We start from the raw sequence: 24,840 nt of genomic DNA on the forward strand, positions 1-24,840 counted from the left end.
AAATCAGCTTCAAAGCCTGAGTTCGCTTCAATATGCAGCTTTACAGCAGAGATTTGACTGAAATCGTAAAAAAGATTTTATGTTTTTAGAATTAAAAAAACACTCTCACGAAAGGTAGCCAGGCTTCTGGATAGACATTTCTATTTTCATCAAAAAGCACGTTATATCTTATCCCTACAATTATATTGCTTTGTCGATAGCCTAATCCTAAAAACAAAGCTGTATTCCAGAAATCATCTCGTGCCCCATCAAAGAACCTGTTGTTGACCCTCAGCTGTTCCAGTTCTGCTGAAATCTGAAGATTTGGTACAGGATGAAAAAAATTCACAAGGCTACCTCCATAAAGATGAGAAGTGAACCGGTTGTTCCTTTCGAAATAACTATACTGAAGCCCTACACCTGTGGAAAAGTATTCATTTAATGGATATACTGCCTGAGGTGAAACGCTTAGTGTCGTAAATGTGTTGGAAAAGTTTGCCCCTGCTGTCCCTCCCCAGCGTACATTTTCCCAAAACGTTGATCTATTATCCATTTGCTGAGAGTACAAGGAAAAACAGATAAAAACTATTGGTAATAAAATGAGCTTTCTCATCATAGATAGTAAATGAAATTATTAAGACTAAATCTAATAAAATAATTTAACACCTTAAGAATAGTTGAGTATCCTGAAGGATTAAAGACTTTTGCAAGTCTGTTTTATAAGCGAACCACTTACACTTCAGTTGAAGTTTTAAGTGAGGCCAAAAAGTTAGGGTGAATGAAGTCGTTGAGGCTAATTCACTTTCATTATTTAAGCTAGAACAGACTAAGTCAAAAGAGAAAAATTACATGGCAGCTCTCTGCTTTGGTGCAAATTTTCGATTACCTGTATATCTTTTGCTTATTCACCCAATTCTGGTATGCTCTTGCATTTCGGTTGTGCTGAGCCAGAGTTTTAGCGAATTTGTGATAGCCAGGCTTTTCTGTGTCTGCGGCAAAATATAGGTAATCGTGAGACTCAGCGTTGAGGACAGCATCTATGGAAGAAATATCTGGCATGGCGATAAGTCCGGGCGGCAGGCCAGCGTATTTATAGGTGTTGTAAGGAGAATCCAGCTCAAGGTCTTTGTAAAGCACTCTTTTTATAGGGGTATCGAAGTCCTTATTCTGATTTTGAATAGCAAAAATAACCGTAGGGTCAGCCTGCAGTTTCATGCCACGTCTTAGTCTATTCAAATAGACTCCAGCTACTTTTGGGCGTTCTACAACTTTTGCTGTTTCTTTGTGTACAATGGCTGCAAGTGACATCACCTCCTGTGGAGTTAACTTAAGCTTTTCGGCTTTGTTCATCCGTTGTTTATTCCAAAATTCATTGAAGTATTTGACCATTCTATCGCGAAATTGCTCCCCAGAAGTATTCCAATACAATTCATAAGTATTTGGAATATAATACTTCATACTTGCCAAAGGACTCACCTCCATTGAATCTAAGAAAGATTTGGAGACCATTGCTGTTAAGATTTCCAGACTATCTGCTTCTATCTGTTCTCCCACGCGACCTGCCAAATCCTCTAATCGATGTTGATTATTGAAACTCACTTTGATTGGAATATTTCTGGACCTCAGTGTATTGACAATTTCATTGTTATTCATGTCTTGCTTTAACACAAAGTGCCCAGGTTTTATATTATTCCCATACCCTTTTTTCTTGGCTACCGTAATAAAATTCTCCGTATCCTTTAAGTGAGGATGTAATTGATTGACAACTTCCTGTAATGAACTCCCGGTTGAGATGTAAACAGATTTTGTCTTTGTGTCAAAAGACGTATTAGGTGAAAAAATTGTGTTATAGATATAGATACTTACCCCTCCCAAAATAATTAATCCTACAACAGAAGCAGCAACCAGTATTTTTTTAATGTACATGTTTTATTTTTTGTAATAAGTATTCGCTTTGAAAACGTCCTGAGTTGAATCTCCAGTCTTTTTTAAGACCAACCACCTCAAAACCAAACCTTTTGAAGAGTTTTAGACTTCTGGTATTTTCTTCGATGATAGATGCAAATAGTTGATGTAAATCCAGCACATCAAAGGCATAATCCAGCATGAGTTCCAAAGCTTCTGTTCCATAACCTTTGGACTGGTAATCCTCGAGAATGAGCACTCCTAAGCCTGCACGTTTGTTTTTGGGATCAAAGTCATACAAATCTATAAATCCGATAGGCTGTTTATTGTGAAGTGCAATAACCAGACGCATTTGTTTAACCTCATAGATATCTTTATGAGAATGATCCAGGTATTCTTTCAAAACTGTTCTGGAAAAAGGCTGAAGCGTATCGCTTAGATACCATAAATGCTCATCATTTTCCACAAGCTCAAGGAAATCGAGATCTTCTGGAGTGAGAGCTCTCAGTAAAATATGTGAACTTTTAAGTTTTATCATCGTAGTCACCTTCAAAAACAAAAGTTGCCGGGCCTTTCAGCCAAATATTTTTCACAGCGTTGGGACCTTCAACTTCAAAATCTACTTCAAGAGTACCTCCTTTTGTAATGACCTTCACCGGAAGGTCTTCAATTTTATTTGACATTTTGGCAGTAATGGCAGCAGCAGTCACACCGGTTCCACACGAAAGCGTTTCGTCTTCCACTCCCCTCTCGTAAGTTCTTACATGCACAACACCTTCTTTAATTTGTATAAAATTTACATTGGTGCCTTTTATAGCTTCATAATTCGGTAGATTACGAATGCGTCTTCCCTGCGTAAATACATCAAAATCATATACATCATCTACAAAAGCAACATGATGAGGAGAGCCAGTATCCAGAAAAGATGCTTCTTTGCTAAGATTGACGGTAGGGACATCTACCATTTTGAGGTTGACAAAACCATCCTTGATGGTCGCTGAATGTAATCCGTCTATGGCTTCAAAAGTTGTTTCAGATTCTATCACGCCAAGTTTTTTGGCAAAAGCGACAATACAACGGCCACCATTGCCACACATTGTGCTTTCGTTTCCATCTGCATTGAAGTAAACCATCTTGAAGTCAGACAAGTCCAAAGAGGAATTTTCCAAAAGGATTAACCCATCTGCACCAACTCCAAAACGTCTGTCGCAAAGCTTTTTAATAATTTTGGTATCGTTTTTGAAATTTGAAGTCCTGTTATCAATTAAAACAAAATCGTTACCTGTGCCTTGGTATTTATAGAAATGTAAATCCATCACTCGGGTTTATTATTTGCAAATATAGGTAAATATTAAAGGAGTTAAGGGGGTTAAAAATCGGTTAAATCCAGTTTGGTATAGAAAACTTGAAAGTAATTTTAATTGTAAAATAATCATATAAAAATGAAAAAAAGTGTTCAATTAGTTTCAATTGCATTCATCGCCAGCATCTTGAGTATTGGCGGTTATAAGTTCTTTTTGGAAGAAGAAAATTCAGTAACTCAGGAATATGAAATTCCGTGGCAGCAAGTAAATAAAGGGGTTTCCACCCAGTTAGCTTCGTATGCTGAAGAAAATTCAGATTTAGATTTTACTAAAGCTGCAGAAAAGACGGTAAATGCCGTTGTTCACGTCAAGAATGTAACTACAACTCGACAAGCGAGAAGTGCCTTTGAATATTTTTATGGAAGTGGTGAACCTCAAAAAGCCATAAGAGGCGCCGGATCTGGTGTGATTCTAAGTCCGGATGGATTGATTGTCACCAATAACCACGTCATCAAAGGCGCTTCTGAAGTCCAAGTGACATTAAATGATAACAAAACTTATGTTGCTGAAGTTCTGGGCACCGCCTCAGACAACGATATTGCTTTACTAAAAATAGAGGCTTCAGATTTGGACTACCTCACATTTGGAGATTCCAATAACCTTCAGCTTGGCGAATGGGTATTGGCTGTAGGTAATCCATTCAATCTTACCTCTACGGTCACAGCAGGCATTGTAAGCGCAAAGGCTAGAGATCTTGAAAGCGGGGATAATCAGTTCCAATCTTTTATTCAAACAGATGCAGCTGTTAATCCTGGAAATAGCGGTGGTGCTTTAGTGAATACCAGAGGTGAACTTATTGGCATCAATACTGCAATCACATCTCAAACCGGATCTTTTATAGGCTATTCATTTGCTATACCAAGTAATAACGCCAGAAAAATAGTCGAGAATCTAATTGAATTTGGAAGTGTAAGAAAAGCTATTTTGGGTGTGAGAGGAATAGAACTGAATAGTTCCACAGCCAAAGAACTGGAAATTGAAAGTTCGCAGGGTTTTTATGTTGGAAGCGTAGACGCGGAAAGCGGTGCGGCAAAAGCTGGACTAAGTGAAGGTGACATTATTAAATCTATTGATAATATCAAAATCAGAAAGTTTTCTGACATGACTGGATATTTGAATTCAAAGAATCCCGGTGAAACTGTTTCAGTTACTTTTCTTAGAAAGAATAAGGAGCGTCAAACTGATGTGACTCTAGATATTTTCAAAGTTTTTCAAATTGAAGAAATAGGGGTAGAAGTGGCTGAAATTTCTAAATCTGACCTCAAAAAATATGGAGTAGATTCTGGAGTTATTATCCATAAAACTTTGCCAAATAGTTTTACTAAAAGTGACCTCAGAGGATTGCTGATTACCAAAATCAATGAAAAGGAAGTCAACTCTATAGAGGAAGTGAAGTCCATCGTTAATTCTAAAAATCCAAACGAACCCATGTTGGTCACATTCCTGAGTCCAAATGGTAAGGAAAAGACTTACGTGTTTAGATAATACATTTGAGAACTCAATTTTAAACTCCCTGATTTCTTTCTTGAAAACAGGGAGTTTTTTATTTAGTTTTCTGGAATCGACTTAATAGGTTTTGAATCCTTATATTTGCAGCTTATTAAAATTATAATGATGGTTAAGCTTCACGATTTGGAATTTGAGCCTTATCTTGATCAACAGACACTTCAAAAATCAGTAAAGCAACTAGCTGAACGTATATCAAAAGATTACGAGTCCAAAACACCCGTTTTTCTTGGAATTTTGAACGGTGCATTTATGTTTTTGTCAGATTTGATGAAACAGTATGAAGGTGACTGTGAAATAAGCTTCACCAAGTTAGCTTCCTACGAAGGGACCTCCTCCACAGGTGAAGTCACAACTTTGTTAGGTGCTGGAAATTTGAAAGGTAAAGATGTTATCGTTGTAGAAGATATCGTTGACACTGGTAATACTTTGGAACATATTGTAGGTGTCTTGAAAAAAGAAGGAGTGGCCTCATATAAAATTGCTACTTTATTTTTAAAACCAGAAGCTTACAAAAAATCGCTCTCGCTGGATTATGTTGGATTGGAAATACCGAATAAATTTATAGTAGGTTATGGCTTAGACTATAATGGATTAGGAAGAAATATCTCAGAAATATATCAACTAAAATCAAATCTCAATGATTAATATCGTGCTATTTGGCCCTCCTGGAGCTGGAAAAGGAACTCAAGCAGAACATCTTAAAGAGAAATACAGTCTAAAACACATTTCTACCGGAGATTTGTTTAGATATAATATCAAAAACGAAACTGAACTTGGAAAACTCGCCAAATCCTACATGGATAAAGGCGCTTTAGTTCCAGATGAAGTAACTATAAAAATGCTGAATGCCAAAGTTGAAGAACACCTGGACAGCAAAGGCTTTATTTTTGATGGATTCCCGAGAACTAAAGCTCAGGCCCAATCCTTAAATGAATTGATGGAGTCTAAAGACTCACAAATCAATGCAATGGTGGCTTTGGAAGTGCCGGACGAAGTCTTGGTAGAACGTCTTTTGGAGCGAGGAAAAACCTCTGGAAGAAAAGATGACGCTAATGAAGAAGTCATCAGAAATAGAATAAAAGTATATTACAACGAGACAGAAGTTCTCAAAGAATTTTACAAAAAAGAAGATAAATATTACGGTGTTGATGGTGTAGGGTCTATTTCAGAAATTACAAATCGTATTAGTAAAGTTGTTGATTCTTTATAAAACAAGCGTTTAGCTATAGATTATGACTGAAGGAAACTTTGTAGATTACATCAAACTCCATTTAAAATCTGGAAATGGCGGAAAAGGTTCTGCACACCTGAGAAGGGAAAAATATATTCCTAAAGGGGGGCCAGATGGTGGAGATGGTGGTCGTGGCGGTCATATTATTTTCAAGGCTAACAAAGACCTCTGGACACTTTTTCATCTTAAATTCAAAAGACACATCAAGGCCACTCATGGTGAGCATGGAAGCAAGCAAACCAGTACAGGCGCAGATGGAGAAGACCAATATATCGAAGTCCCTTTAGGCACGGTCATTCGTGATACCAATACCAACGAGGTCATCAAAGAAATGACTGAGCATGATGAAGAATATATTGTTGTAGAAGGTGGCATGGGTGGTAAAGGAAATGCACATTTTAAAAGTTCGACAAATCAAACCCCGCGATTCGCCCAGCCAGGTATACCAGGCCAGGAATTGGACATCACCCTTGAATTGAAACTTCTTGCAGATGTAGGCCTGGTAGGCTTTCCTAATGCAGGGAAGTCCACTTTATTGTCGGTGATTACAGCGGCTAAGCCTAAGATTGCAAATTATGAGTTTACAACGCTTAAGCCTAATCTAGGTATTGTAGAGTATCGGGATTATAAAACATTTGTGGTTGCTGATATTCCTGGGATTATTGAAGGGGCAGCGGAAGGCAAAGGACTGGGTTATCGTTTTTTGAGGCATATTGAAAGAAATTCAACTTTATTATTTTTGATTCCTGCGGATGCGCCAAGTGTAAAAGAACAATATGAAATACTCTTGGATGAATTGCGTCGATATAATCCAGAATTGCTTGATAAATCCCGGGTAATTGCCATTTCAAAAGCAGATTTACTAGATGATGAGCTCAAAACAGAATTGGCTGAAGAAATCGAACACGCTTTTGACCATATTCCGCATGTATTTATTTCCTCAATAGCACAGCAAGGTCTGCTCCCACTTAAAGATCTGCTCTGGAAAACCTTGAATGAAGATAAAGACAAAGTGACCAGCTAGATTTTAGGTAATTTAATTTCGAAAACAGTTCCTGTATCTGCAGAGCTTGAAAGTACTCGGATTCTTCCAAAATGATAGTCCTCGATTATGCGTTTGGATAATGAAAGTCCAAGTCCCCAGCCACGTTCTTTGGTAGAATAACCAGGCTGAAATATGGTCTTAAATTTGGAGGAAGGAATACCTTTACCAGAGTCACTTACATGAATCTTATAGTGATGTTTATCTTCAAAAAGTGAAATTTTTAGTTCTCCTCTACCCTTCATGGCATCGATGGCGTTTTTAGTGAGATTTTCTATCGTCCAGCTCAATAGCGTTGGATTCAATTTGCAATGAAGTTCCTGCTCTGGTAAATCAATAGAGAATTTGATAAGTTTTGAACTTCGGTGTTTTAAATAGTTGAAGGACGTTTCGACAGCATCATTGAGGCTGGAAACTTCCAAAGCAAGTTTAGAACCCACTTTAGAAAATCGTTCAGTGATTGTCTTGAGCCTCTCAATATCTTTTTCTATCTCTAAAATATATTCGGCATTAACATTTTCGGATCTCAAAATTTCCATCCAGCCTACCAGAGATGATAATGGTGTCCCAATTTGATGAGCAGTTTCCTTAGCCATTCCTGCCCAGAGTTTATTTTTTTCACTGTTTTTGGCAGTGATGTAATACAGGTAAATAAGGCCAATCAAGAGAAATATTATCAATAAAAGAATAAATGGATAATACTTGATCTTGGTTAAAATAGAAGAATCTCCATAATACAAGAACTGTTTACCAGCGTCTCCTAGGTCAATAACTATGGGCTTATTTTGATCTTGTATAGACTCAAAATACTGTCTTAGTTTTGTGGAGTCTTTGGCTACAGGCTCTGGAATGTTATTTACTTCTTGAAAACCATTAGATTCATTCACAATAAACATTGGAATATCATCTATGGTATTCAAGATCTCCAATTCCAAATTGAGGTCCTGCTCCTCTCCTGCTTTGCTTATTGAAGCCTGGGCAGAAGACCAGATTCTCATCTTTTCTCGCTCTTCGTCCTTCACACCTTCATAAAATACTGAAATATTCCACACTACAATTCCGATGACAATAATCGAAGTGAAAAGAATAAAAAACCTAACATTAGCTGTATTTTCAAAAAATTTCATGAAGGATAAGTTTATACAATAATACTGAAAACGAATGTGCTCTACTATAAACCGTTCAAAATTGAAATTATTTTAGAAATACTGATTAACGGTAAGTAAATCTATTATTTTTGTGTCATGACACAATATTTTTCTTCAGACTTTAAACTTGGGATTTTAGGCGGTGGTCAATTGGGCAAAATGCTGCTTTACGACACCCGCAAATTTGATATTCAAACCTATGTCATGGATCCGAATCCAGAGGCTCCATCAAAAATTGCGAGCAATCATTTTGAGGTTGGAGACCTTATGGATTATGATAAAGTGATGGCCTTTGGCAAAAAGGTCGATGTGCTTACTTTTGAAATTGAATCCGTCAACCTTAACGCTTTAGAAGACCTGGAGGCTTTAGGTAAAAAAGTATACCCCTCAGCGGCTACCTTGCAAAAAATTCAGAATAAAGCAGTTCAGAAGGCATTTTACGAGAGGCATCATATTCCAACAGCAGACTTTAAGATCTTTTCAGATGTAAAAAGTTTGAGAGAGACCGTTTCAGAAAAAAAAATAAACTTCCCGTTTGTCTGGAAAAGCAGCACTGGTGGTTATGATGGAAAAGGAGTGAGTGTTATCAAGTCTGTAGATCAACTCGATCTGCTTCCAAACGTTGAATGCATCGCTGAAAGCCTTGTAGATTTTGCTACTGAAATTGCAGTAATTGTTTCCAGAAGTGTTTCTGGAGAAATCAAAACCTACCCTGTTGTAGAAATGGAATTTCATCCAGAAGCCAATCAAGTGGAATATGTGCTGTGCCCGGCTAGGGTTAGCAATAGCATCGCTAATAAAGCTAGAAAGTTGGCTCATTTGGTATCGAGTAAATTTGAACATGTAGGCCTTTTGGCTATAGAAATGTTTGTCACCAAATCTGATGAAGTTTTGGTTAACGAAGTTGCTCCTAGACCCCACAATAGTGGTCATTTCAGCATCGAGGGAAGTTTCACCAATCAATTTGAACAGCATTTGAGAGCTATTCTGGACTTACCGCTTGGCAGTACAGAAAGCAAGTCAAACTCGGTAATGGTGAATTTAGTTGGGGGTGAAAATCATACAGGTGAAGTGGTGTATAAAGGTATTGAAGAGATTTTAGGAATGCCTGGAGTAACTCCACATATTTATGGAAAACGCGAGACACGTCCGTTTAGAAAAATGGGACATGTCAATATTATACATTCCGAACTCCACCAGGCTAGAGCAATAGCTGAAACAGTAAAATCTAAAATTAAAGTCATTTCCAAAACATCATAAGCTATGAATAAAGTTGCCATTATCATGGGAAGTAAAAGTGACCTTCCTGTCATGCAAGAAGCTATAGATATCCTAAAGGAGTTCAACATTGAAACTGAAGTTGATATAGTATCTGCTCACCGCACACCAGAATATATGATGGATTTTGGTAAAAACGCACACTCTCGAGGAGTAGATGTCATTATTGCTGGTGCTGGAGGAGCCGCACATTTACCTGGAATGGTGTCTTCTATCACACCACTACCAGTTATAGGAGTTCCAGTAAAATCAAGTAATTCTATAGACGGATGGGATTCTATTCTCTCAATTTTACAAATGCCTGGTGGTGTTCCTGTCGCAACCGTTGCTTTAAACGGAGCAAAAAATGCGGGGATTTTAGCTGCTCAAATTTTAGGCGTCAAGGATAAAACTATACAAGATCGTATCCTGAGGTACATGGACGATCTCAAAAAGAAAGTTGAAAAAATGAGGCAAGACCTTTAATATTTAGCTAAAAAGGATTTGTTTGTTAAATCTAATTTCTAATTTTCAAATAAAAATGAAAGCTAGTCTTTGTGTACTTTTTATTTCGGTAATTCTTTTTTCTTGTAGCTCGCCTAAAGTGTTTACAGACTATGCATCTGATGTAGAGTTTGATAAATATGAAAGTTTTGCTTTTTATTCTATAGAAAATTCTGGTTTAGCCAGGCTTGATGAAGATCGTATTTATGAAACTTTACAGGATACGCTAAGTGCTAAAGGTTTTGAAGAAAAGTTAATTCCAGACTTTAAAGTCAATTTTTATGCGGAGGTTTTTGATCAAATTTCAAATAGCAACTTCGGCATAGGTGTAGGAGGCTACAATGGTGGTATAGGCGGAAGCATCTCACCACAGAACAGCAAGCGCACCATCGCCTTGACCATTGAATTTGCTGACGGTTTAACCAATAATCTATTTTGGCAAGGCGTTGTAGAAGCGCGTTTCAATGAAAACCTGAAAGGCAAAGAACGCGAAGAATTCTTTAAAGTTCTTGTAGGTAAAGTTTTGGAAAAATACCCACCAGAGAAATAGTATTTATAAAAGATTTTTAGATAGCTTCAATAAGCAGTTACGATTTAGAATTCTGATATAAGGATTTAATAATTCCATCTACCAGTCCAATTTTGGGTACGTGAACCGATTTGGATCGACTCCACTTCATAGCAGATAAATAGATTTTTGTGGCGGGAATGATAACATCTGCTCTATCTTCATTTAGACTCAATTCAGAAATACGCTCTTCGTAAGTCAAAGAGTTTAATAATTGATAATAGGAGCTCAAGTAAAAGTAAGACAGTGGCTTACCCATTTTCTTATTACTCGATTTAAAAATGTTATTAATGTTACCGCCAGAGCCTACCATTTCAATTCTAGAATAAGGTTTCGTCACTGCTTTTATCCATTTTTCTGCATCCAACCATTCTTCCTCAGAAATAGTATGATTCAAAATTCTTACCGTTCCCAGCTTAAAAGATTTAGATGCAATGGTTTTCCCCTCAGAAAATAAAGTAAATTCTGTACTTCCGCCACCTACGTCTACGTACAAGTAAGTCTTGTTGTTATCTACCAGGGTATGCAGATCTGTAGCAGCTATCATAGCAGCTTCATCAGACCCGTCTATAATGTCAATGTCAATTTTGCACTCCTTTGCAATTTTATCGGCGATAGCTACACCATTTTTAGCATCTCTCATGGCAGAAGTTGCGCAGGCTCTGTAAGCCTCTATCCGGTGTGATTTCATGAGCAGACTAAATGCTTTCATGGTATCAATCATCCGTTCTGTATTTTCATCAGAAATATAAGACTTGGTAAATACATCCTGGCCAAGCCTTATAGGTACTCTCACTAATGAAGTCTTCTTAAAAGTTACAGGTTTATGATCTGGTTCTGTTATTGTGGAAATAAGAAGACGAACAGCATTTGAGCCAATATCTATGGCAGCATATTTTTTGATAGATAGCATAAAGTGTTAGTTTTTTACTGTTGCCTTAAGTTTATCTTTGTAGTAAGTGTAGGTTTCAAATTGACTTCTAAAGTCTGGTCCAGACTTTTTCCTATATGCATTTTCCTGGGTTAAGGAAAAATCTCTCGCTTTCACATTATCATTCCAGCAAATGTCAAAGGTTTCTATTAATTCCTGTTTAATATGTTCGTCGTAGATAGGACAGGTCACTTCCACCCGATGATCGATATTTCTTGTCATCCAATCTGCCGATGAAATAAAAACTTTAGGATGATCTTCGTTCTGGAACACATAAAGTCTGGGATGCTCAAGAAATTTATCCACAATACTTATAGATTCAATATTATCGCTCATGCCTTTAACTTGTGGTATCAAACAATTGATTCCTCTAACAATCAGTTTGATTTTAACTCCGGCCCTACTTGCTTCATAGAGCTTATCAATCATTCCATAGTCGGATAAGCTATTCATCTTTATGTAAATGCCGGACTTTTTGCCTTCTTTTTGATTCAGAATCTCCTGATCAATAAGATCTGAAAATTTTGATCTGGTATAATGCGGCGATACGATAAGGTGTTTATACCTTTTGATTTTATAATTCACTTCAAAGAAATCGAAAACCTTATTGATATCTTTCAATATACCTTGATGAGCAGTAAATAAGGTATAATCTGTATAGATTTTAGCTGTATTTTCATTGAAATTTCCTGTACTTATAAAACCGTAGTATTTTATTTTTTGATTTTCAAGTCGCTCTATGATACAGGTTTTGCAATGCACTTTTAATCCTGTAACCCCAAAAATGAGCTTTACCCCTTCGCGTTCCATCTTTTCAGCATACTTGATGTTATTGGCTTCATCAAAACGCGCTTGTAATTCTATGGAGACTGTTACACGCTTGCCATTTTTGGCTGCATTAATCAAAGAACTTGCTATGTGAGAAACTGCAGCTAAGCGATAAATCGTAATCTTTATAGATTTAACCTTGGGATCCAAAGCTGCTTCTCTAAGAAATTTTACAGTATAAGAGAAGGTTTGATAAGGCACATGCTGAAGAAAATCTTTTTTGGAGATTTGATCCAGCAAGCTCCCCTGTATTTCTAAACCAGGAATTGGAAGAGGTTCAATCTTGTCGTATAGGAGATGCTTAGCCCCAAGGTCTGGAAAATTCATATAGTCCCTGCGGTTGTGGTATTTACCGCCGGGAATCAAACTATCTGTAGAATCAATCTGCATTTTCTTAAGTAAAAAATCAAGCGTATCCTGTTCTATTTCTTTGTCATAAACAAATCTTACCGGATCACCTTCAATTCTATCCTTTACACTGTCCATCAGCTTTTCGATGTAACTTTTACTCAAATCCCCTTCCAGATCCAATTCTGCATCTCTTGTGATTTTAACCATATGTGCAGAAATGCTGGTATAATCAAAAATGTTGAAAATCACATTGAGATTAAATCGAATCAAATCATCCAGAAGGATAATGTATTTTTTTCCATCTTCTGAAGGAATTTCTACAAAACGCTCTACGCTGGATGGTATTTCAATCAAAATGTAGCGGTTAGAAAGTCGATCTTTCTCAAACTGAATCATTTTTACCGCTAAATATGCTTTGGAATCTTTAAGATTGGGCACCTTGTCTATGTCATTTAACATGATCGTGACCAGGGCTGGACTCACTTTCTGAAGGAAAAATTCTTTTAAAAATTTCGCCTGGTCTGAAGTCACCTCATTTTCATCGATTACAAAGATGTCGTGCTCTTTCAATTGTTGCTGAATAGAAGCTAAAATCTCAAGACTTTCTGCCTGCTTCTTGATCACAATCTGAGTGATTTCTTTTAATAATCGACTTGCATTGAATCCTCCTAAAACCTTTTTACCAGCTTTTCCAGCAAGATCAATTCGCTTTACTGTAGCGTAGCGTACTTTAAAGAATTCGTCCAGATTATTAGAAAAAATCCCTAAAAATCTAAGTCTTTCAATTAAAGGGACACTTGGGTCTGCAGCTTCCTGCAGCACCCGCTGATTGAACTTTAACCAACTTAATTCTCTATTATCGTATTTATTATTGCGCATTAGCGAAGGTGTTTGGGAAATAAGTATAATTGAGTTTCTCCTTTTCTGATTTGTTTCCAGGACTCAATTTCAAAAAGAATGCTTACAAGTCCTGTGGTTGGTAAGTTGTCAATGGATAAACTACCAAGTCTGTTAACCATTTCTGTGTAAGCTGGATTGTGGCCAAATAACATTACATTTTCATAGTCATCATTGATTTCACGAATAAAATCCAGAACTTCTTTAGCATTGAAGGTATAGAGCCTTGGGTCTATATGAAAATTTTGATCTTGAATCTTAAGCTCAGTTTTGAATAATTCTGCTGTAGTCTTCGCTCTTTGAGCAGGACTTGAAAACACCTCAACAGGAAAGTCAAGGTGAGCTTTGAAAGCTGAAATCACATGTTCAGCATCATCATAAGCTCTTTCTTTAAGAGGCCTTTCGATATCACTCAGCGGTTTATCCCATGAAGATTTACCATGTCTTACAAATATCAATCGTTTCATATCAAGGGGCTAAGCGTTCTATCTTCCAATCCAGATCATTTTCGGTTTTCGTAAATAAAAATCTATCGTGAAGCCTATTTGGGCGACCTTGCCAAAATTCAATAGATACAGGGCGAACTAAAAATCCTCCCCAGTTATCTGGCCTTTGAATATCTTTACCAGCATACTTTTCTTCCAAAGACTTCAGTTCGTCTTCTAGTACTTTTCTGTTTTCGATGACGCTGCTTTGGTTGGAAACCAAGGCTCCTAATTGACTCCCTTTTGGTCTGGAAGAAAAATAATTGTCAGAAACCTGTTCAGGTACTTTTTCTGCTACTCCTTTGATAATCACCTGACGCTCTATATTTGGCCAAAAAAATGTCAAACAGGTTTTAGGGTGATTCAACAAGGCCTCTCCTTTTTCACTTTCGTAATTGGTATAAAAGACAAAGCCATTTTCATCATAGGATTTTAATAGCACAATGCGACTTTTAGGAAAACCATCTTTTCCAACAGTAGAAACACTCATTGCATTGGCCTCATCAACTCCACCAGATTTCTCAACATCATAAAACCATTCTCTAAATTGCTGAAATGGATTTTCATTGAGATTTTCACGAATCAGACTAGCTTTTTCGTAAGATTTTCTGTAATCATGTAGTTTATTTTCCATGTTAGCAAATTAGAAAAATATACATTGAGAAGCAATGTAATTTATAAAAGATTGAGACTATTCGTACCTAAAAATCTTACCGGTTTCCGCAACTTCCACATTTTCAAAAACGATTTTGGCCTCTTTTTCAAAAAGAGATAAATCTTTATATCGTGCAGAGAAATGACCTAAAACCAACTTATGGACACCAGCTTTTTGAGCGATGATTCCGGCTTGTTTAGCGGTAGAATGTTTGGTCTTATCACACAAATGTTCCTGGTCTTCCAAAAATGTGGATTCGTGATACAGTAAAGTTGTTCCTGAAATTTGCGGCACAATCTCCGGCTTAAAAACGGTATCGCTACAGAAGGCATAGCTTGGAGCTGGCTTTGGATCTTCTGTCAGTTCTTCATTTTTAATCAATGTCCCATTTTTAGTTTCAACATCTTTACCTTTCACAATGCTTTTGTAGTATGCCTTGTCAATGTCTAAATTTTGTACTTTATCAATCAGCAATTTCCGATCACCTGGTTTAGCCTTAAACAAAAATCCATTGGTGTAGACTCTATGGGTTAACGGAATGGTCTCCACAGTTAGTTTTTCATTTTCTAAAATAAGCTGTGGCTTATAGGAATCCAACTGGTGAAAAATTAGTGGATACGAAGTGAAAGCGTGACTAATTTTAAGCTGAAGTTTAATGATTTCCTCAAGACCTTGTGGGGCATGGATGTGAAGTTCTGCTGTTCTGCTAAGTAAACTAAATGTTGATAATAAACCAATCAACCCAAAATAATGATCACCATGAAGGTGAGAAATAAAAATATGTTTGATGCGTGAAAATTTCACTCTGTGTTTTCTCAATCGCACCTGGGTTCCCTCCCCACAATCGATCAATATCAATTCACCGTTCATATCCAGAACCTGAGCGGTGGGATGTGCATTTGCTCTAGGGGTGGCAGAATGACAACCTAAAATGGTGAGTTGCATCATACTAAAAGCCCAAATCTCTTTCGATTTCTTCCAGACCTATTAAATCTTCTGCTTCCTGTAAGGTAGGCACCACGTGAATCTCCTCCGGCACAGCATCGATGTTGATAGTATCATTCACAACCACTAAAGACTTTTTTCCTTTTCTGTGAGTGAACGAAAGCTTCAAAAACTTCAAAAGTTGATCTAAAGTGAGTTCTCCATACTTTTGAATATCAATGACTACATTTTGATCTTTGAATTGATCCTGAGTCCTGGTAAGGTAGCTAGCAAAATCCTCCACATCTTCTTTTTCATCGCGTAGGATAATGTAATTGTCTTTATGTTCAGTTTTCATAACTTTTAATTTTGGAGGCCAATAAATAAATCACAGCCATGCGTATAGCTACTCCATTTTCTACCTGATTCAAGATAATAGAGTGCTCGGAATCTGCAACATCACTGGTAATTTCAACTCCTCTGTTGATCGGACCTGGATGCATAATGGTGATGGGCTTACTCAATGTATCGAGCAAGGTTTTATTAATCCCGTACTGCTGGACGTATTCTCTGGTGCTTGGAAAATAAGAATGATCCATTCTTTCATTTTGAACCCGCAGCATATTTGCAATATCGCACCATTCTAAAGCTTTAATCAAATTGTGTTCAACTTTCACTCCCAGACTTTCAACATGCTTAGGGATAAGCGAATTAGGACCGCAAACTTTAACTTCAGCTCCCAGCTTCTTAAGGGCGAATATGTTGCTTAACGCAACTCTGGAATGCATAATATCACCTACAATAACTATTTTCTTCCCAGAAACATCTCCGTACTTTTCACGTATTGAAAAGGCATCCAAAAGTGCTTGAGTAGGATGCTCATGAGCACCATCTCCAGCGTTCACGATGCTCGCCTTCACATGTTTAGAAAGAAAAACTCCTGCGCCGGGATTTGGGTGACGCATCACCACCATATCCACTTTCATGGCTAGTATGTTGTTAACAGTGTCAACAAGAGTTTCGCCCTTCGTTACAGACGATGATGCTGCTGAAAAATTGATGACATCGGCGCTGAGACGCTTTTCTGCCAGTTCAAAAGACAAACGTGTACGCGTACTGTTTTCAAAAAAAAGATTAGCAATGGTTATATCCCTTAAACTTGGGACTTTTTTGATAGGTCTGTTGATAACTTCTTTAAACTGATCTGCAGTTTCAAAAATGAGATGTAAATCTTCTGGAGTGAGGTATTTGATCCCTAATAAGTTTGAAACACTAAGTTCTTTCATAGGTTGTTACTAGTTTTTCAATAAATAAATAGCGTCTTCTCCGTCATTTTCTTTCCAACAAACTTTCACGTGTTCATTGTTGATGGCGTCTACTTTTCTGCCATTATAATCTGGCTGTATGGGTAAATGCCTGCTGAATCGCCTATCGATTAATGTCAATAATTCGATTTTGGAAGGCCTGCCAAAGGATTGCAATGCAGTTAGGGCAGATCGAATACTTCTCCCCGTAAATAAAACATCATCCACTAAAACAACATGCTTATTTTCAACAATAAAATTGATATCAGTTTCATTAGCCTTCAAGACTTTATCGCCACGTCTGAAATCATCCCGATAAAACGTAATGTCGAGCTTGCCATATGCCAGTGAGGTCAATCCATAATCAGTTTTTAAAATGTCATGAAGTCTATTGGCTAGAAAACTGCCTCGCGGCTGAATACCTATAATTGCAGAATTCTCGAAGTTTTTGTGGTTTTCAACCAGTTGACAAGCTAAACGTTGAAGAATAATATTGATTTCTTTCGCGCTAAGAAGCAATTTTTGGCTCATCGGTCGTAATCGTTTGGTTCACAAAAGTAATTAAAATAAGCTTTAATGGCAGAGAGTAGTTTCACTTTGTGTGTTTAGTTTTAAAAAAACTTGGGGGTTTTAAAAAAATTGTGATAAGATTGTGTTACAAAACATCGCTTTTGAAAAGTTTACTCAAACACGTCGGTCCTGGATTTCTGCTAGCTGGCGCTGCTATTGGCGTTTCGCATTTAGTTCAGGCTACAAGAGCTGGTGCAGATTATGGTGTGGTATTAATTTTTGCAATTTTGATAGCTTGCCTCACCAAGTACCCCTTTATGGAATTTGGGTCGAGGTACGCTGCCGCAACCGGAAAGAATTTAATCGACGGGTATAGGAGTTTAGGGCAGTGGTACGTCATAGTTTTTGGATTGATTACCATTTCTACTATGTTTATCATCCAGGCGGCTGTCACTATAGTTTCTGCTGGTTTAGCCGAATATTTATTTGGATTTGGATGGTCAAATTTTACCTGGAGTCTGGTTTTATTGATTTTTTGTGTTCTGATTTTGCGCATTGGAAAGTATAAAAAGCTTGACCTCTTGATGAAAATTGTGATCAGCCTTTTGACTGTTTCGACGCTTTTTTCAGTTATTATTGCGGCATTTCAAACAGATTTTACAGCGATAAGCTTCAACAAATCCACTGAATTATGGACGCTTGGCGGTATTGGATTCATCATCGCCTTAATGGGATGGATGCCCATTCCTATTGATGCATCGGTTTGGCACTCCATCTGGACGCAGGAAAAAACCAAACAATCTCTTCAACAACCCAGTTCCAAACACTCCTATTTTGATTTTAACTTGGGGTACCTCTCTGCCACCTTGCTGGGTATTCTATTTTTTGCAATGGGACTCTTTCTTATGAATGGCAGCAACATAAGTTTTGCTTCTGGCAGTGTAGCTTTTTCAAAACAACTGATTGAAATGTACACTCAAACTTTAGGCGAATGGAGTCGGGTTTTAATTGCATTTATCGCTTTTGTGACCATGTTCAGCACCACCTTAACGGTTACTGATGCTTTTCCTAGAGTGATGTCCAAATTGCTGCAAAACACAAGCATCAGCAAAAAAGAAACACCTACCTACCATTTATTTTTAATTCTCATTCCTGCAGTTGCACTTGGCATCCTGTTTTTTCTGAAGAGTTCATTCACCGTCTTAGTTGACTTTGCTGCTGGTTTATCCTTTTTGGCCTCCCCTATTTTAGGCTGGTTCAATCTGAAGTTAATGACTTTAAAATCCAATCCCATCCACTTGAGTCCAGCTTATCTAGTGTTTTCCAAAATTTGCTTGTTCTTTTTGATTTGTTTTGGCCTGGGGTATTTAGTTTATGAAATCATTAATTAAATAACGGGAGTCGGGAGTCGTGAGTCGTGAGTCGTGAGTCGTGAGTCGTGAGTCGTGAGTCGAAATTAAAAAATAACTTCTATATTCAGTATTCAACATTCTACATTCGATGTTCTTTGTACTGTGTTATGTGTTATGTGTTCTATTTTCAGTATTCAGTTTCCGATAAGCAAAAAAAAAGCTGCTCACTTTCGTGAACAGCTTTTTGATAGTTAAACTTATTTAAAAGCTTACTTGACTTCTTCGAAGTCTATACTTCGACTTCGCTCAGCACAGGCTACTTGACTTCTTCGAAGTCTACGTCTTCGACGTCACCATCATCCTTTCCGCTGTTACCTTCAGCGTCTGGACCAGGCTGTTGTGCACCTCCACCTCCTTGAGCTTCGGCTTGTGCTTTATACATTTCTTCTGAAACTGTTTTCCAAGCTTCGTTCAATTTGTCTAAAGCTGGAGTTATTTTTTCAAGCTCTTTGGTTTCGTAAGCCGCTTTCAATTCTTCTAAAGCATCTTCGATAGGCTTCTTCTTGTCATCAGAGATTTTATCTCCAAATTCTTTCATCTGACTTTCAGTTTGGAAAATCATAGCATCCGCTTCATTGAGCTTATCTACTTTTTCCTTAGCCTTTTTATCAGCTTCTGCATTTGCTTCAGCTTCTTGCTTCATTTTCTTGATTTCCTCCTCAGTTAATCCAGAAGATGCTTCAATTCTGATGTCTTGAGACTTACCAGTTGCTTTGTCAGTGGCGCTTACTTTGATGATACCATTGGCATCAATATCAAAGGTCACTTCAATTTGAGGAACACCTCGTTTTGCTGGTGGAATACCGTCTAAGTGGAATCTACCAATAGTTTTGTTGTCTTGTGCCATTGGACGCTCACCTTGTAAGACATGAATCTCCACACTTGGCTGATTGTCTTGAGCGGTTGAGAATACCTGAGACTTTTTAGAAGGAATCGTAGTATTCGACTCAATTAATTTGGTCATGACACCGCCCATGGTTTCAATACCAAGAGAAAGTGGAGTCACATCAAGTAACAAAACATCTTTTACATCACCAGTTAATACACCACCTTGAATTCCTGCACCAATCGCAACAACTTCATCAGGGTTCACACCTTTACTTGGTTTCTTTCCGAAGAAATCTTCCACGGCTTTTTGTACAGCTGGAATACGAGTAGATCCACCAACCAAAATAACTTCGTCGATATCGCTAGTGCTCAATCCTGCAGCTTTCAATGCTTTTTCACATGGAGTGATTGTTCTTTTGACAAGACTTGAAATCAGTTGCTCAAATTTTGACCTTGAAAATGTTCTTACCAAGTGCTTAGGTCCGCTTTGCGTTGCAGTAACATAAGGCAAGTTGATTTCAGTTGAATTTGAAGACGATAATTCAATTTTTGCTTTTTCAGCAGCTTCTTTCAATCTTTGAAGTGCCATGGCATCTTTTCTAAGATCGATATCTTCATCTTTAATGAATTCTTCAGCTAACCAGTCGATAATCACTTCATCCACATCATCACCACCAAGGTGAGTATCACCATCAGTTGCTAATACTTCAAATACACCATCACCTAATTCTAAGATAGATACATCATGTGTACCACCACCAAAATCGAATACTGCAATTTTTTGATCTTTATCTTTTTTATCTAAACCATAAGCTAAAGCAGCTGCAGTAGGCTCATTGATAATTCTACTTACTTTCAAGCCTGCGATTTCACCAGCTTCTTTAGTCGCTTGTCTTTGAGAGTCGTTAAAGTAAGCTGGAACTGTAATCACAGCTTCAGTGACTTCCTGACCTAAGTAGTCTTCAGCAGTTTTCTTCATTTTCTGAAGAATCATAGCAGAAAGTTCCTGAGGCGTGTACATTCTTCCATCGATGTCAACTCTAGCCGTATCGTTTTCACCCTTCACCACTTTGTAAGGCACTCTATCTACTTCTTTTGTTGACTCAGAATATTTATTCCCCATAAATCTTTTGATAGAGGAAATAGTTTTTTCTGGGTTGGTTACTGCCTGACGTTTTGCAGGATCACCTACTTTTATTTCACCACCTTCTACAAAGGCAATAACAGATGGTGTAGTTCTTTTTCCTTCGGCATTAGGTATAACCGTTGGCTCATTACCTTCCATTACGGAGACACAAGAGTTGGTTGTACCTAAATCTATACCTATAATCTTACTCATAATTGTTGATTTTGCGTTCTTATTATTGTATTCGTAACACAAAAGTCAATCTTTGTGCCATCAAAATGCATATGACAGACTGTCACATAATATGACTTAACCATTTATGCTTGTTGCACTTTGTTTTAATCAATTCAAAAGCTGAAAGGCTATATTTATGTTCTTGTCAATTGTTTCTTCTGATTTTGGGTTTCGAAAGCTCAAGAGTGCCGAACAAATAAGCCTAAACCTTTTAGTTCATTTTCAATATCCGCCTGAAATGGAAAGGCCCAACTGAAGACTTTGCGATAAATTGATCAATTCAGATCATTGTTATTTTTGTTTAGTATTTTCCGTTGAGCATTTTCTTTCTGCTCTTTTCTCTATGTTCTATTCTCTTTTTTCTCTGCTCTCTGCTTTCTACATTCTAAAAGCGAAGCTGTCTCATTGGCTAGTCGAACACAACGCATAGAATATAATTAACTAACCGCTATCCAAGTATTTTGAAAGATTATGAATTTAGTCTCGAAAAAAACTTGAATATTTGTAAATCCATAAACAAAGCTTAAAACGAATGAAGAAAATTGAATGCATCAGTGTTTTTGATATGTTGAAGATCGGAGTAGGACCGTCAAGTTCTCATACCCTCGGACCATGGCGCGCATCTCAGCGCTGGATTGAAGAACTGAGAGAAGATAAGCTTTTGGATGAAGTAAAACGAATTGAAATTCACCTTTACGGCTCTTTATCATTGACGGGCAAAGGTCATGCTACAGATATTGCAGCTATTTTGGGACTCTGCGGTCACGATCCAGTGACTATGGACATCTCACATATCGATACAGAAATTGACCGGGTCAAGAACGAAGGTCGACTCAATTTTGATAATTCCCGTTTTATTGATTTCGATTTTCACAAAGACGTTGTGTTTAAAAAAGATTTTAAAGAATTTCACCCCAACGGCATCACTTACGTTGGTTTCTTGAACAATGGAAAGTCTGTAGAATCGACTTTTTACTCCATAGGTGGTGGGTTCGTTGTGAAAGAAGATCGAGAGAACGCCAAACAAAAACAGGAAGATTTCAAAAGCTTTCCGTTTCAAATCAATTCAGCCTTAGAACTGATTGAGCATTGTAAAAACGAACAAAAAATCATTTCTGAAATTGTTTTAGAAAATGAAAAATCTCTTAGGAATGAACTCGAAATCCATTCTGGACTTGAGAAAATCTGGGAAGTCATGCTGGAGTCCATGTATATTGGATGCCATACTGAAGGTACGCTTCCTGGAGGCCTCAATGTCAACAGGAGAGCAGCCAAAATGAATAAAAACCTGCTTGAACATAGATTTGAAACTTATGCTAATCCACAAGAATGGCTGGAAACCATTAGAACCAAGGAGGTTAAATTCCGACAAATTCTGCAATGGGTGAGCTGTTTTGCTATTTCTGTAAATGAAGTCAATGCTTCATTAGGCCGTGTAGTCACAGCTCCTACCAATGGAAGTTCGGGCACGTTACCCGCGGTAATGATGTATTATATGGTGATCGAAAATCACAATGCAACATTTGAAGATCTGAAGCGGTTTATGCTGGTTGCTGGTGAAATAGGCAGTTTATTCAAAAAAGGAGCAACCATTTCTGCTGCTATGGGTGGTTGTCAGGCAGAAATCGGGGTTTCTTCAGCTATGGCTGCAGGCGCTCTGACCGAACTCATGGGAGGTACGCCAGAACAAGTGTTGATGGCAAGTGAAATTGCCATGGAACATCACCTGGGCATGACCTGCGATCCTATTGCTGGATTGGTCCAAATACCATGCATAGAGCGAAATGCCATGGGAGCCATCAAAGCCATCAACGCTGCAGAAATTGCCATGGAATCCGACGCGACCAAAGCCAAGGTTCCTCTTGACAAAGTCATCGCCACTATGTGGGATACCGCTCAGGACATGACGTCCAAATACAAAGAAACTTCTGAAGGAGGCCTTGCGATTAAAGTGAATATGAGTGACTGTTAACACATAATTGCAACAAGTCTATAAAAAACAATAATCCTCACAGGTTTTGAAAACCTGTGAGGATTATTGTTTTCAAATTGAATCTAACTTATCTTAGATTCTAAACATATGAAGTCCTACTTTATATCTACCAACTCCAAATCGAATACCAAAATAGAATTAGCTGGAATCACTCCACCCACTTCTCTATCACCGTAGGCTAAGTGTGGAGGAATTACAAATTGTGCTTTGGTACCTTGATTCAGCAGCAAAAGTCCTTCATCCCAGCCTTCGATCACATGGCCTGCGCCAACTGGAAATTCGATAGGCTGTTTTCTTTTGTAAGAAGAGTCAAACACAGTTCCATCCACCAAGCTCCCTTTGTAGTGAACGCTCACATTCTGTCCTTTAGTTGGCTTGGCCCCAGAACCTTCATTGATGATTTGGTAACGCAAACCACTTTCTGTTGCTTTAAACCCTTTGGAAACTTCATCCAGTTTTTTAGCCGCTTCCGCTTTTTGTTGAGCTTCTCTTTCGGCTTTGGAAGCATTGAATTTTTCAAAACTTTTTACTGCATCAAAGGCTTGAGCTTCTTCACCAACACGTTCGATTTCAACTGAATCCAAACTATCTTTCATTTCGATACTATCTACAACATCCTGACCTTCCACTACATAGCCAAAAACAGTATGTTTTCCATCCAACCATGGGGTTGGTTCATGGGTGATAAAAAACTGACTGCCGTTAGTACCAGGACCAGCATTGGCCATAGATAAAACACCAGATCGATTGTGCTTCAAGTCCGGATGAATTTCATCTTCAAATTGATATCCAGGACCTCCAGTCCCGTTTCCTTTAGGATCACCTCCTTGCACCATGAAGTTGTCGATCACTCGGTGAAAGACTAAACCATCGTAATAAGGTTTTCCTAAATCTTTTGCTGAATTTTCAATTTTTCCTTCAGCTAAGCCAACAAAATTCCCAACTGTTCCTGGGGTTTTATCGTGAGTCAATTTTACAGTGATTTTACCTTTAGCCGTATTGAAATGTGCGTATAATCCGTTGTCCATGAATTTAATTTTTATGCAAATTTAAGATTAAATCTAATTTACGTCGAGTCAAATTCAGTTTAAAAAAAGAAAAGGTAGGAATTACTGATCGTAGATGTAAATTTCGGTAGCGCCAAGACCGTATTTTTGATAATCCGCATCGTAAAATTCAATTTGATCATACCGTCTAAAGAGAGTGTGTAATTCAGCTTTCAAAACACCCTGGCCTACGCCGTGAATAAAAACGACGCGCTTAATTCGTTTTTCTATGGCAAATTCAATTTTTCTTCGGCTATGCTCCAGTTGAGTGTTGAGCATTTCAAAATTGGATAAATGCGACGTTTTATCAACCAAATTGTGGATGTGCAGATCAACTTCCATAGCAGGTTGCTGTCGCATTGGTTTTTGCGAAGGTCCTTTTCGCTTTGGATTCAAATCAGACTTTAGTTTTTGAAGCAAGTTATCGTCCTGAAGATCGATGTCGAGTTGACCACCAGTCTTTACGACAAGCGAAAATGGCACTTTCATTTCAAAACCATCAGAAGTTTCAAAACTGACTTCATCACTTTCAACTTTAGTGACAATTCCAGACACATTATCATCGATAAGTTCAACTTTGTCACCAACTTGAAAGTTTTTATTTTTCATCTTCTGTAGTATTATCGTCTTTTGGGTTGTCTTTTGCCCACTGCTTGGTAGAATTATAAAGGCCAATCATAAGAATAAGTAGTCCACCAATCTTAAGATAGACACTATCGTTCATACCTGTAAGGTCAAAAATAAGCATGATAGCTCCTATGATAATGAAGGCCGTGAATATGATTTGTTTTTTGGTATTGATCATTCAA

The 24,840-nt window shown here is 37.7% G+C and carries 26 protein-coding genes; 9 read left to right on the top strand and 17 right to left on the bottom strand.

Annotated elements, in window-relative coordinates; genetic code table 11:
• Positions 1–91: 91 nt before the first annotated feature.
• The 4 genes from LB454_RS03290 to dapF form a co-directional block, all read right to left on the bottom strand.
• Positions 92–532 carry a hypothetical protein gene (locus LB454_RS03290; RefSeq protein WP_224463105.1) on the bottom strand — a complete coding sequence of 147 codons (441 nt, stop codon included), beginning with the start codon at positions 530–532 and terminating at the stop codon, positions 92–94.
• A 329-nt stretch (positions 533–861) separates the two neighbouring features.
• Complete coding sequence (gene mltG / locus LB454_RS03295) at positions 862–1,905, bottom strand: endolytic transglycosylase MltG (protein ID WP_224463107.1); 1,044 nt, start codon at positions 1,903–1,905, stop codon at positions 862–864.
• Complete coding sequence (locus LB454_RS03300) at positions 1,895–2,422, bottom strand: GNAT family N-acetyltransferase (RefSeq protein WP_224463109.1); 528 nt, start codon at positions 2,420–2,422, stop codon at positions 1,895–1,897. Before LB454_RS03300 ends, mltG begins: the two co-directional genes overlap by 11 nt.
• Positions 2,409–3,200, bottom strand: coding sequence for a diaminopimelate epimerase (gene dapF, locus LB454_RS03305; protein ID WP_224463112.1), 792 nt, complete (start codon positions 3,198–3,200; stop codon positions 2,409–2,411). The genes LB454_RS03300 and dapF overlap by 14 nt, the downstream gene beginning before the upstream one ends.
• Positions 3,201–3,326: 126 nt before the next feature.
• Between dapF and LB454_RS03310 the strand changes: the two genes are divergently transcribed.
• The 4 genes from LB454_RS03310 to obgE all read left to right on the top strand — a co-directional run bounded on the left by LB454_RS03310 (position 3,327) and on the right by obgE (position 7,012).
• Positions 3,327–4,733 (top strand): trypsin-like peptidase domain-containing protein, encoded by a 1,407-nt coding sequence (locus LB454_RS03310; RefSeq protein ID WP_224463114.1) that lies wholly within the window; start codon positions 3,327–3,329, stop codon positions 4,731–4,733.
• A gap of 129 nt (positions 4,734–4,862) precedes the next feature.
• Entirely contained in the window at positions 4,863–5,402 is a 540-nt protein-coding gene (hpt, locus tag LB454_RS03315; RefSeq protein ID WP_224463864.1) for a hypoxanthine phosphoribosyltransferase, read from the top strand.
• A complete protein-coding gene (locus LB454_RS03320) occupies positions 5,395–5,967 on the top strand; it encodes an adenylate kinase (RefSeq protein WP_224463115.1) in 573 nt (190 codons plus the stop codon). Before hpt ends, LB454_RS03320 begins: the two co-directional genes overlap by 8 nt.
• 22 nt (positions 5,968–5,989) lie before the next feature.
• Positions 5,990–7,012 carry a GTPase ObgE gene (gene obgE, locus LB454_RS03325; protein ID WP_224463116.1) on the top strand — a complete coding sequence of 341 codons (1,023 nt, stop codon included), beginning with the start codon at positions 5,990–5,992 and terminating at the stop codon, positions 7,010–7,012.
• Here obgE and LB454_RS03330 read toward each other — a convergent pair.
• Positions 7,009–8,157 (bottom strand): sensor histidine kinase, encoded by a 1,149-nt coding sequence (locus LB454_RS03330; protein ID WP_224463117.1) that lies wholly within the window; start codon positions 8,155–8,157, stop codon positions 7,009–7,011. The two genes, obgE and LB454_RS03330, sit on opposite strands and share 4 nt — an antisense overlap.
• 117 nt (positions 8,158–8,274) lie before the next feature.
• Between LB454_RS03330 and LB454_RS03335 the strand changes: the two genes are divergently transcribed.
• The 3 genes from LB454_RS03335 to LB454_RS03345 are packed head-to-tail and all read left to right on the top strand — an operon-like array spanning position 8,275 to position 10,489.
• Positions 8,275–9,438 carry a 5-(carboxyamino)imidazole ribonucleotide synthase gene (locus LB454_RS03335; protein WP_224463118.1) on the top strand — a complete coding sequence of 388 codons (1,164 nt, stop codon included), beginning with the start codon at positions 8,275–8,277 and terminating at the stop codon, positions 9,436–9,438.
• 3 nt (positions 9,439–9,441) lie between these two features.
• Positions 9,442–9,921, top strand: coding sequence for a 5-(carboxyamino)imidazole ribonucleotide mutase (purE, locus tag LB454_RS03340; RefSeq protein ID WP_224463119.1), 480 nt, complete (start codon positions 9,442–9,444; stop codon positions 9,919–9,921).
• A gap of 55 nt (positions 9,922–9,976) precedes the next feature.
• Complete coding sequence (locus LB454_RS03345; protein ID WP_224463121.1) at positions 9,977–10,489, top strand: DUF4136 domain-containing protein; 513 nt, start codon at positions 9,977–9,979, stop codon at positions 10,487–10,489.
• A 37-nt stretch (positions 10,490–10,526) separates the two neighbouring features.
• On the opposite strand, the gene LB454_RS03350 is transcribed toward LB454_RS03345, so the two are convergent.
• The 8 genes from LB454_RS03350 to pyrR are packed head-to-tail and all read right to left on the bottom strand — an operon-like array spanning position 10,527 to position 17,413.
• Positions 10,527–11,420, bottom strand: a complete 894-nt coding sequence (locus LB454_RS03350) for a Ppx/GppA phosphatase family protein (protein ID WP_224463124.1) — start codon at positions 11,418–11,420, stop codon at positions 10,527–10,529.
• Between the two features lie 6 nt (positions 11,421–11,426).
• Positions 11,427–13,496, bottom strand: coding sequence for a polyphosphate kinase 1 (gene ppk1 / locus LB454_RS03355; protein WP_224463127.1), 2,070 nt, complete (start codon positions 13,494–13,496; stop codon positions 11,427–11,429).
• On the bottom strand, positions 13,496–13,981 hold the full coding sequence (locus tag LB454_RS03360) for a SixA phosphatase family protein (RefSeq protein ID WP_224463129.1): 486 nt from the start codon (positions 13,979–13,981) through the stop codon (positions 13,496–13,498). Before LB454_RS03360 ends, ppk1 begins: the two co-directional genes overlap by 1 nt.
• Position 13,982: 1 nt before the next feature.
• On the bottom strand, positions 13,983–14,633 hold the full coding sequence (gene pdxH / locus LB454_RS03365) for a pyridoxamine 5'-phosphate oxidase (protein WP_224463132.1): 651 nt from the start codon (positions 14,631–14,633) through the stop codon (positions 13,983–13,985).
• Between the two features lie 57 nt (positions 14,634–14,690).
• A complete protein-coding gene (locus LB454_RS03370; RefSeq protein WP_224463865.1) occupies positions 14,691–15,599 on the bottom strand; it encodes a ribonuclease Z in 909 nt (302 codons plus the stop codon).
• Positions 15,600–15,603: 4 nt separating this feature from the next.
• The gene (locus LB454_RS03375; protein ID WP_224463135.1) at positions 15,604–15,936 is read right to left on the bottom strand and encodes a ribonuclease Z; all 333 of its coding nucleotides are present in this window, start codon (positions 15,934–15,936) and stop codon (positions 15,604–15,606) included.
• Entirely contained in the window at positions 15,926–16,864 is a 939-nt protein-coding gene (locus tag LB454_RS03380) for an aspartate carbamoyltransferase catalytic subunit (protein WP_224463138.1), read from the bottom strand. The genes LB454_RS03375 and LB454_RS03380 overlap by 11 nt, the downstream gene beginning before the upstream one ends.
• A 9-nt stretch (positions 16,865–16,873) precedes the next feature.
• Positions 16,874–17,413, bottom strand: a complete 540-nt coding sequence (pyrR, locus tag LB454_RS03385) for a bifunctional pyr operon transcriptional regulator/uracil phosphoribosyltransferase PyrR (protein WP_224463140.1) — start codon at positions 17,411–17,413, stop codon at positions 16,874–16,876.
• Between the two features lie 140 nt (positions 17,414–17,553).
• Between pyrR and LB454_RS03390 the strand changes: the two genes are divergently transcribed.
• Complete coding sequence (locus LB454_RS03390; protein WP_224463143.1) at positions 17,554–18,783, top strand: Nramp family divalent metal transporter; 1,230 nt, start codon at positions 17,554–17,556, stop codon at positions 18,781–18,783.
• A 277-nt stretch (positions 18,784–19,060) separates the two neighbouring features.
• On the opposite strand, the gene dnaK is transcribed toward LB454_RS03390, so the two are convergent.
• Positions 19,061–20,974, bottom strand: a complete 1,914-nt coding sequence (dnaK, locus tag LB454_RS03395) for a molecular chaperone DnaK (protein WP_323670349.1) — start codon at positions 20,972–20,974, stop codon at positions 19,061–19,063.
• A gap of 550 nt (positions 20,975–21,524) precedes the next feature.
• Here dnaK and LB454_RS03400 point away from each other — a divergent pair.
• Positions 21,525–22,964, top strand: a complete 1,440-nt coding sequence (locus tag LB454_RS03400) for an L-serine ammonia-lyase (RefSeq protein ID WP_224463147.1) — start codon at positions 21,525–21,527, stop codon at positions 22,962–22,964.
• Positions 22,965–23,080: 116 nt separating this feature from the next.
• Here LB454_RS03400 and LB454_RS03405 read toward each other — a convergent pair whose 3' ends face one another.
• The 3 genes from LB454_RS03405 to LB454_RS03415 form a co-directional block, all read right to left on the bottom strand.
• Positions 23,081–24,013: a peptidylprolyl isomerase gene (locus LB454_RS03405; protein ID WP_224463149.1), complete on the bottom strand. Its 933-nt coding sequence runs from the start codon at positions 24,011–24,013 to the stop codon at positions 23,081–23,083.
• A gap of 81 nt (positions 24,014–24,094) precedes the next feature.
• Complete coding sequence (locus LB454_RS03410; RefSeq protein WP_224463151.1) at positions 24,095–24,640, bottom strand: Smr/MutS family protein; 546 nt, start codon at positions 24,638–24,640, stop codon at positions 24,095–24,097.
• Positions 24,630–24,836: a hypothetical protein gene (locus tag LB454_RS03415; RefSeq protein WP_224463153.1), complete on the bottom strand. Its 207-nt coding sequence runs from the start codon at positions 24,834–24,836 to the stop codon at positions 24,630–24,632. Before LB454_RS03415 ends, LB454_RS03410 begins: the two co-directional genes overlap by 11 nt.
• Positions 24,837–24,840: the final 4 nt, after the last annotated feature.

Origin of the sequence: Psychroflexus montanilacus, assembly GCF_020164535.1 — a bacterium.
In the GTDB taxonomy this organism is placed as follows: domain Bacteria; phylum Bacteroidota; class Bacteroidia; order Flavobacteriales; family Flavobacteriaceae; genus Psychroflexus; species Psychroflexus montanilacus.

Bases quoted from the DNA above. Each gene is read 5' to 3' on its own strand.
- LB454_RS03290 (WP_224463105.1), bottom strand. From the start codon at position 532: ATGGATAATAGATCAACGTTTTGGGAAAATGTACGCTGGGGAGGGACA.
- mltG (WP_224463107.1), bottom strand. From the start codon at position 1,905: ATGTACATTAAAAAAATACTGGTTGCTGCTTCTGTTGTAGGATTAATT.
- LB454_RS03300 (WP_224463109.1), bottom strand. From the start codon at position 2,422: ATGATAAAACTTAAAAGTTCACATATTTTACTGAGAGCTCTCACTCCA.
- dapF (WP_224463112.1), bottom strand. From the start codon at position 3,200: ATGGATTTACATTTCTATAAATACCAAGGCACAGGTAACGATTTTGTT.
- LB454_RS03310 (WP_224463114.1), top strand. From the start codon at position 3,327: ATGAAAAAAAGTGTTCAATTAGTTTCAATTGCATTCATCGCCAGCATC.
- hpt (WP_224463864.1), top strand. From the start codon at position 4,863: ATGGTTAAGCTTCACGATTTGGAATTTGAGCCTTATCTTGATCAACAG.
- LB454_RS03320 (WP_224463115.1), top strand. From the start codon at position 5,395: ATGATTAATATCGTGCTATTTGGCCCTCCTGGAGCTGGAAAAGGAACT.
- obgE (WP_224463116.1), top strand. From the start codon at position 5,990: ATGACTGAAGGAAACTTTGTAGATTACATCAAACTCCATTTAAAATCT.
- LB454_RS03330 (WP_224463117.1), bottom strand. From the start codon at position 8,157: ATGAAATTTTTTGAAAATACAGCTAATGTTAGGTTTTTTATTCTTTTC.
- LB454_RS03335 (WP_224463118.1), top strand. From the start codon at position 8,275: ATGACACAATATTTTTCTTCAGACTTTAAACTTGGGATTTTAGGCGGT.
- purE (WP_224463119.1), top strand. From the start codon at position 9,442: ATGAATAAAGTTGCCATTATCATGGGAAGTAAAAGTGACCTTCCTGTC.
- LB454_RS03345 (WP_224463121.1), top strand. From the start codon at position 9,977: ATGAAAGCTAGTCTTTGTGTACTTTTTATTTCGGTAATTCTTTTTTCT.
- LB454_RS03350 (WP_224463124.1), bottom strand. From the start codon at position 11,420: ATGCTATCTATCAAAAAATATGCTGCCATAGATATTGGCTCAAATGCT.
- ppk1 (WP_224463127.1), bottom strand. From the start codon at position 13,496: ATGCGCAATAATAAATACGATAATAGAGAATTAAGTTGGTTAAAGTTC.
- LB454_RS03360 (WP_224463129.1), bottom strand. From the start codon at position 13,981: ATGAAACGATTGATATTTGTAAGACATGGTAAATCTTCATGGGATAAA.
- pdxH (WP_224463132.1), bottom strand. From the start codon at position 14,633: ATGGAAAATAAACTACATGATTACAGAAAATCTTACGAAAAAGCTAGT.
- LB454_RS03370 (WP_224463865.1), bottom strand. From the start codon at position 15,599: ATGCAACTCACCATTTTAGGTTGTCATTCTGCCACCCCTAGAGCAAAT.
- LB454_RS03375 (WP_224463135.1), bottom strand. From the start codon at position 15,936: ATGAAAACTGAACATAAAGACAATTACATTATCCTACGCGATGAAAAA.
- LB454_RS03380 (WP_224463138.1), bottom strand. From the start codon at position 16,864: ATGAAAGAACTTAGTGTTTCAAACTTATTAGGGATCAAATACCTCACT.
- pyrR (WP_224463140.1), bottom strand. From the start codon at position 17,413: ATGAGCCAAAAATTGCTTCTTAGCGCGAAAGAAATCAATATTATTCTT.
- LB454_RS03400 (WP_224463147.1), top strand. From the start codon at position 21,525: ATGAAGAAAATTGAATGCATCAGTGTTTTTGATATGTTGAAGATCGGA.
- LB454_RS03405 (WP_224463149.1), bottom strand. From the start codon at position 24,013: ATGGACAACGGATTATACGCACATTTCAATACGGCTAAAGGTAAAATC.
- LB454_RS03410 (WP_224463151.1), bottom strand. From the start codon at position 24,640: ATGAAAAATAAAAACTTTCAAGTTGGTGACAAAGTTGAACTTATCGAT.
- LB454_RS03415 (WP_224463153.1), bottom strand. From the start codon at position 24,836: ATGATCAATACCAAAAAACAAATCATATTCACGGCCTTCATTATCATA.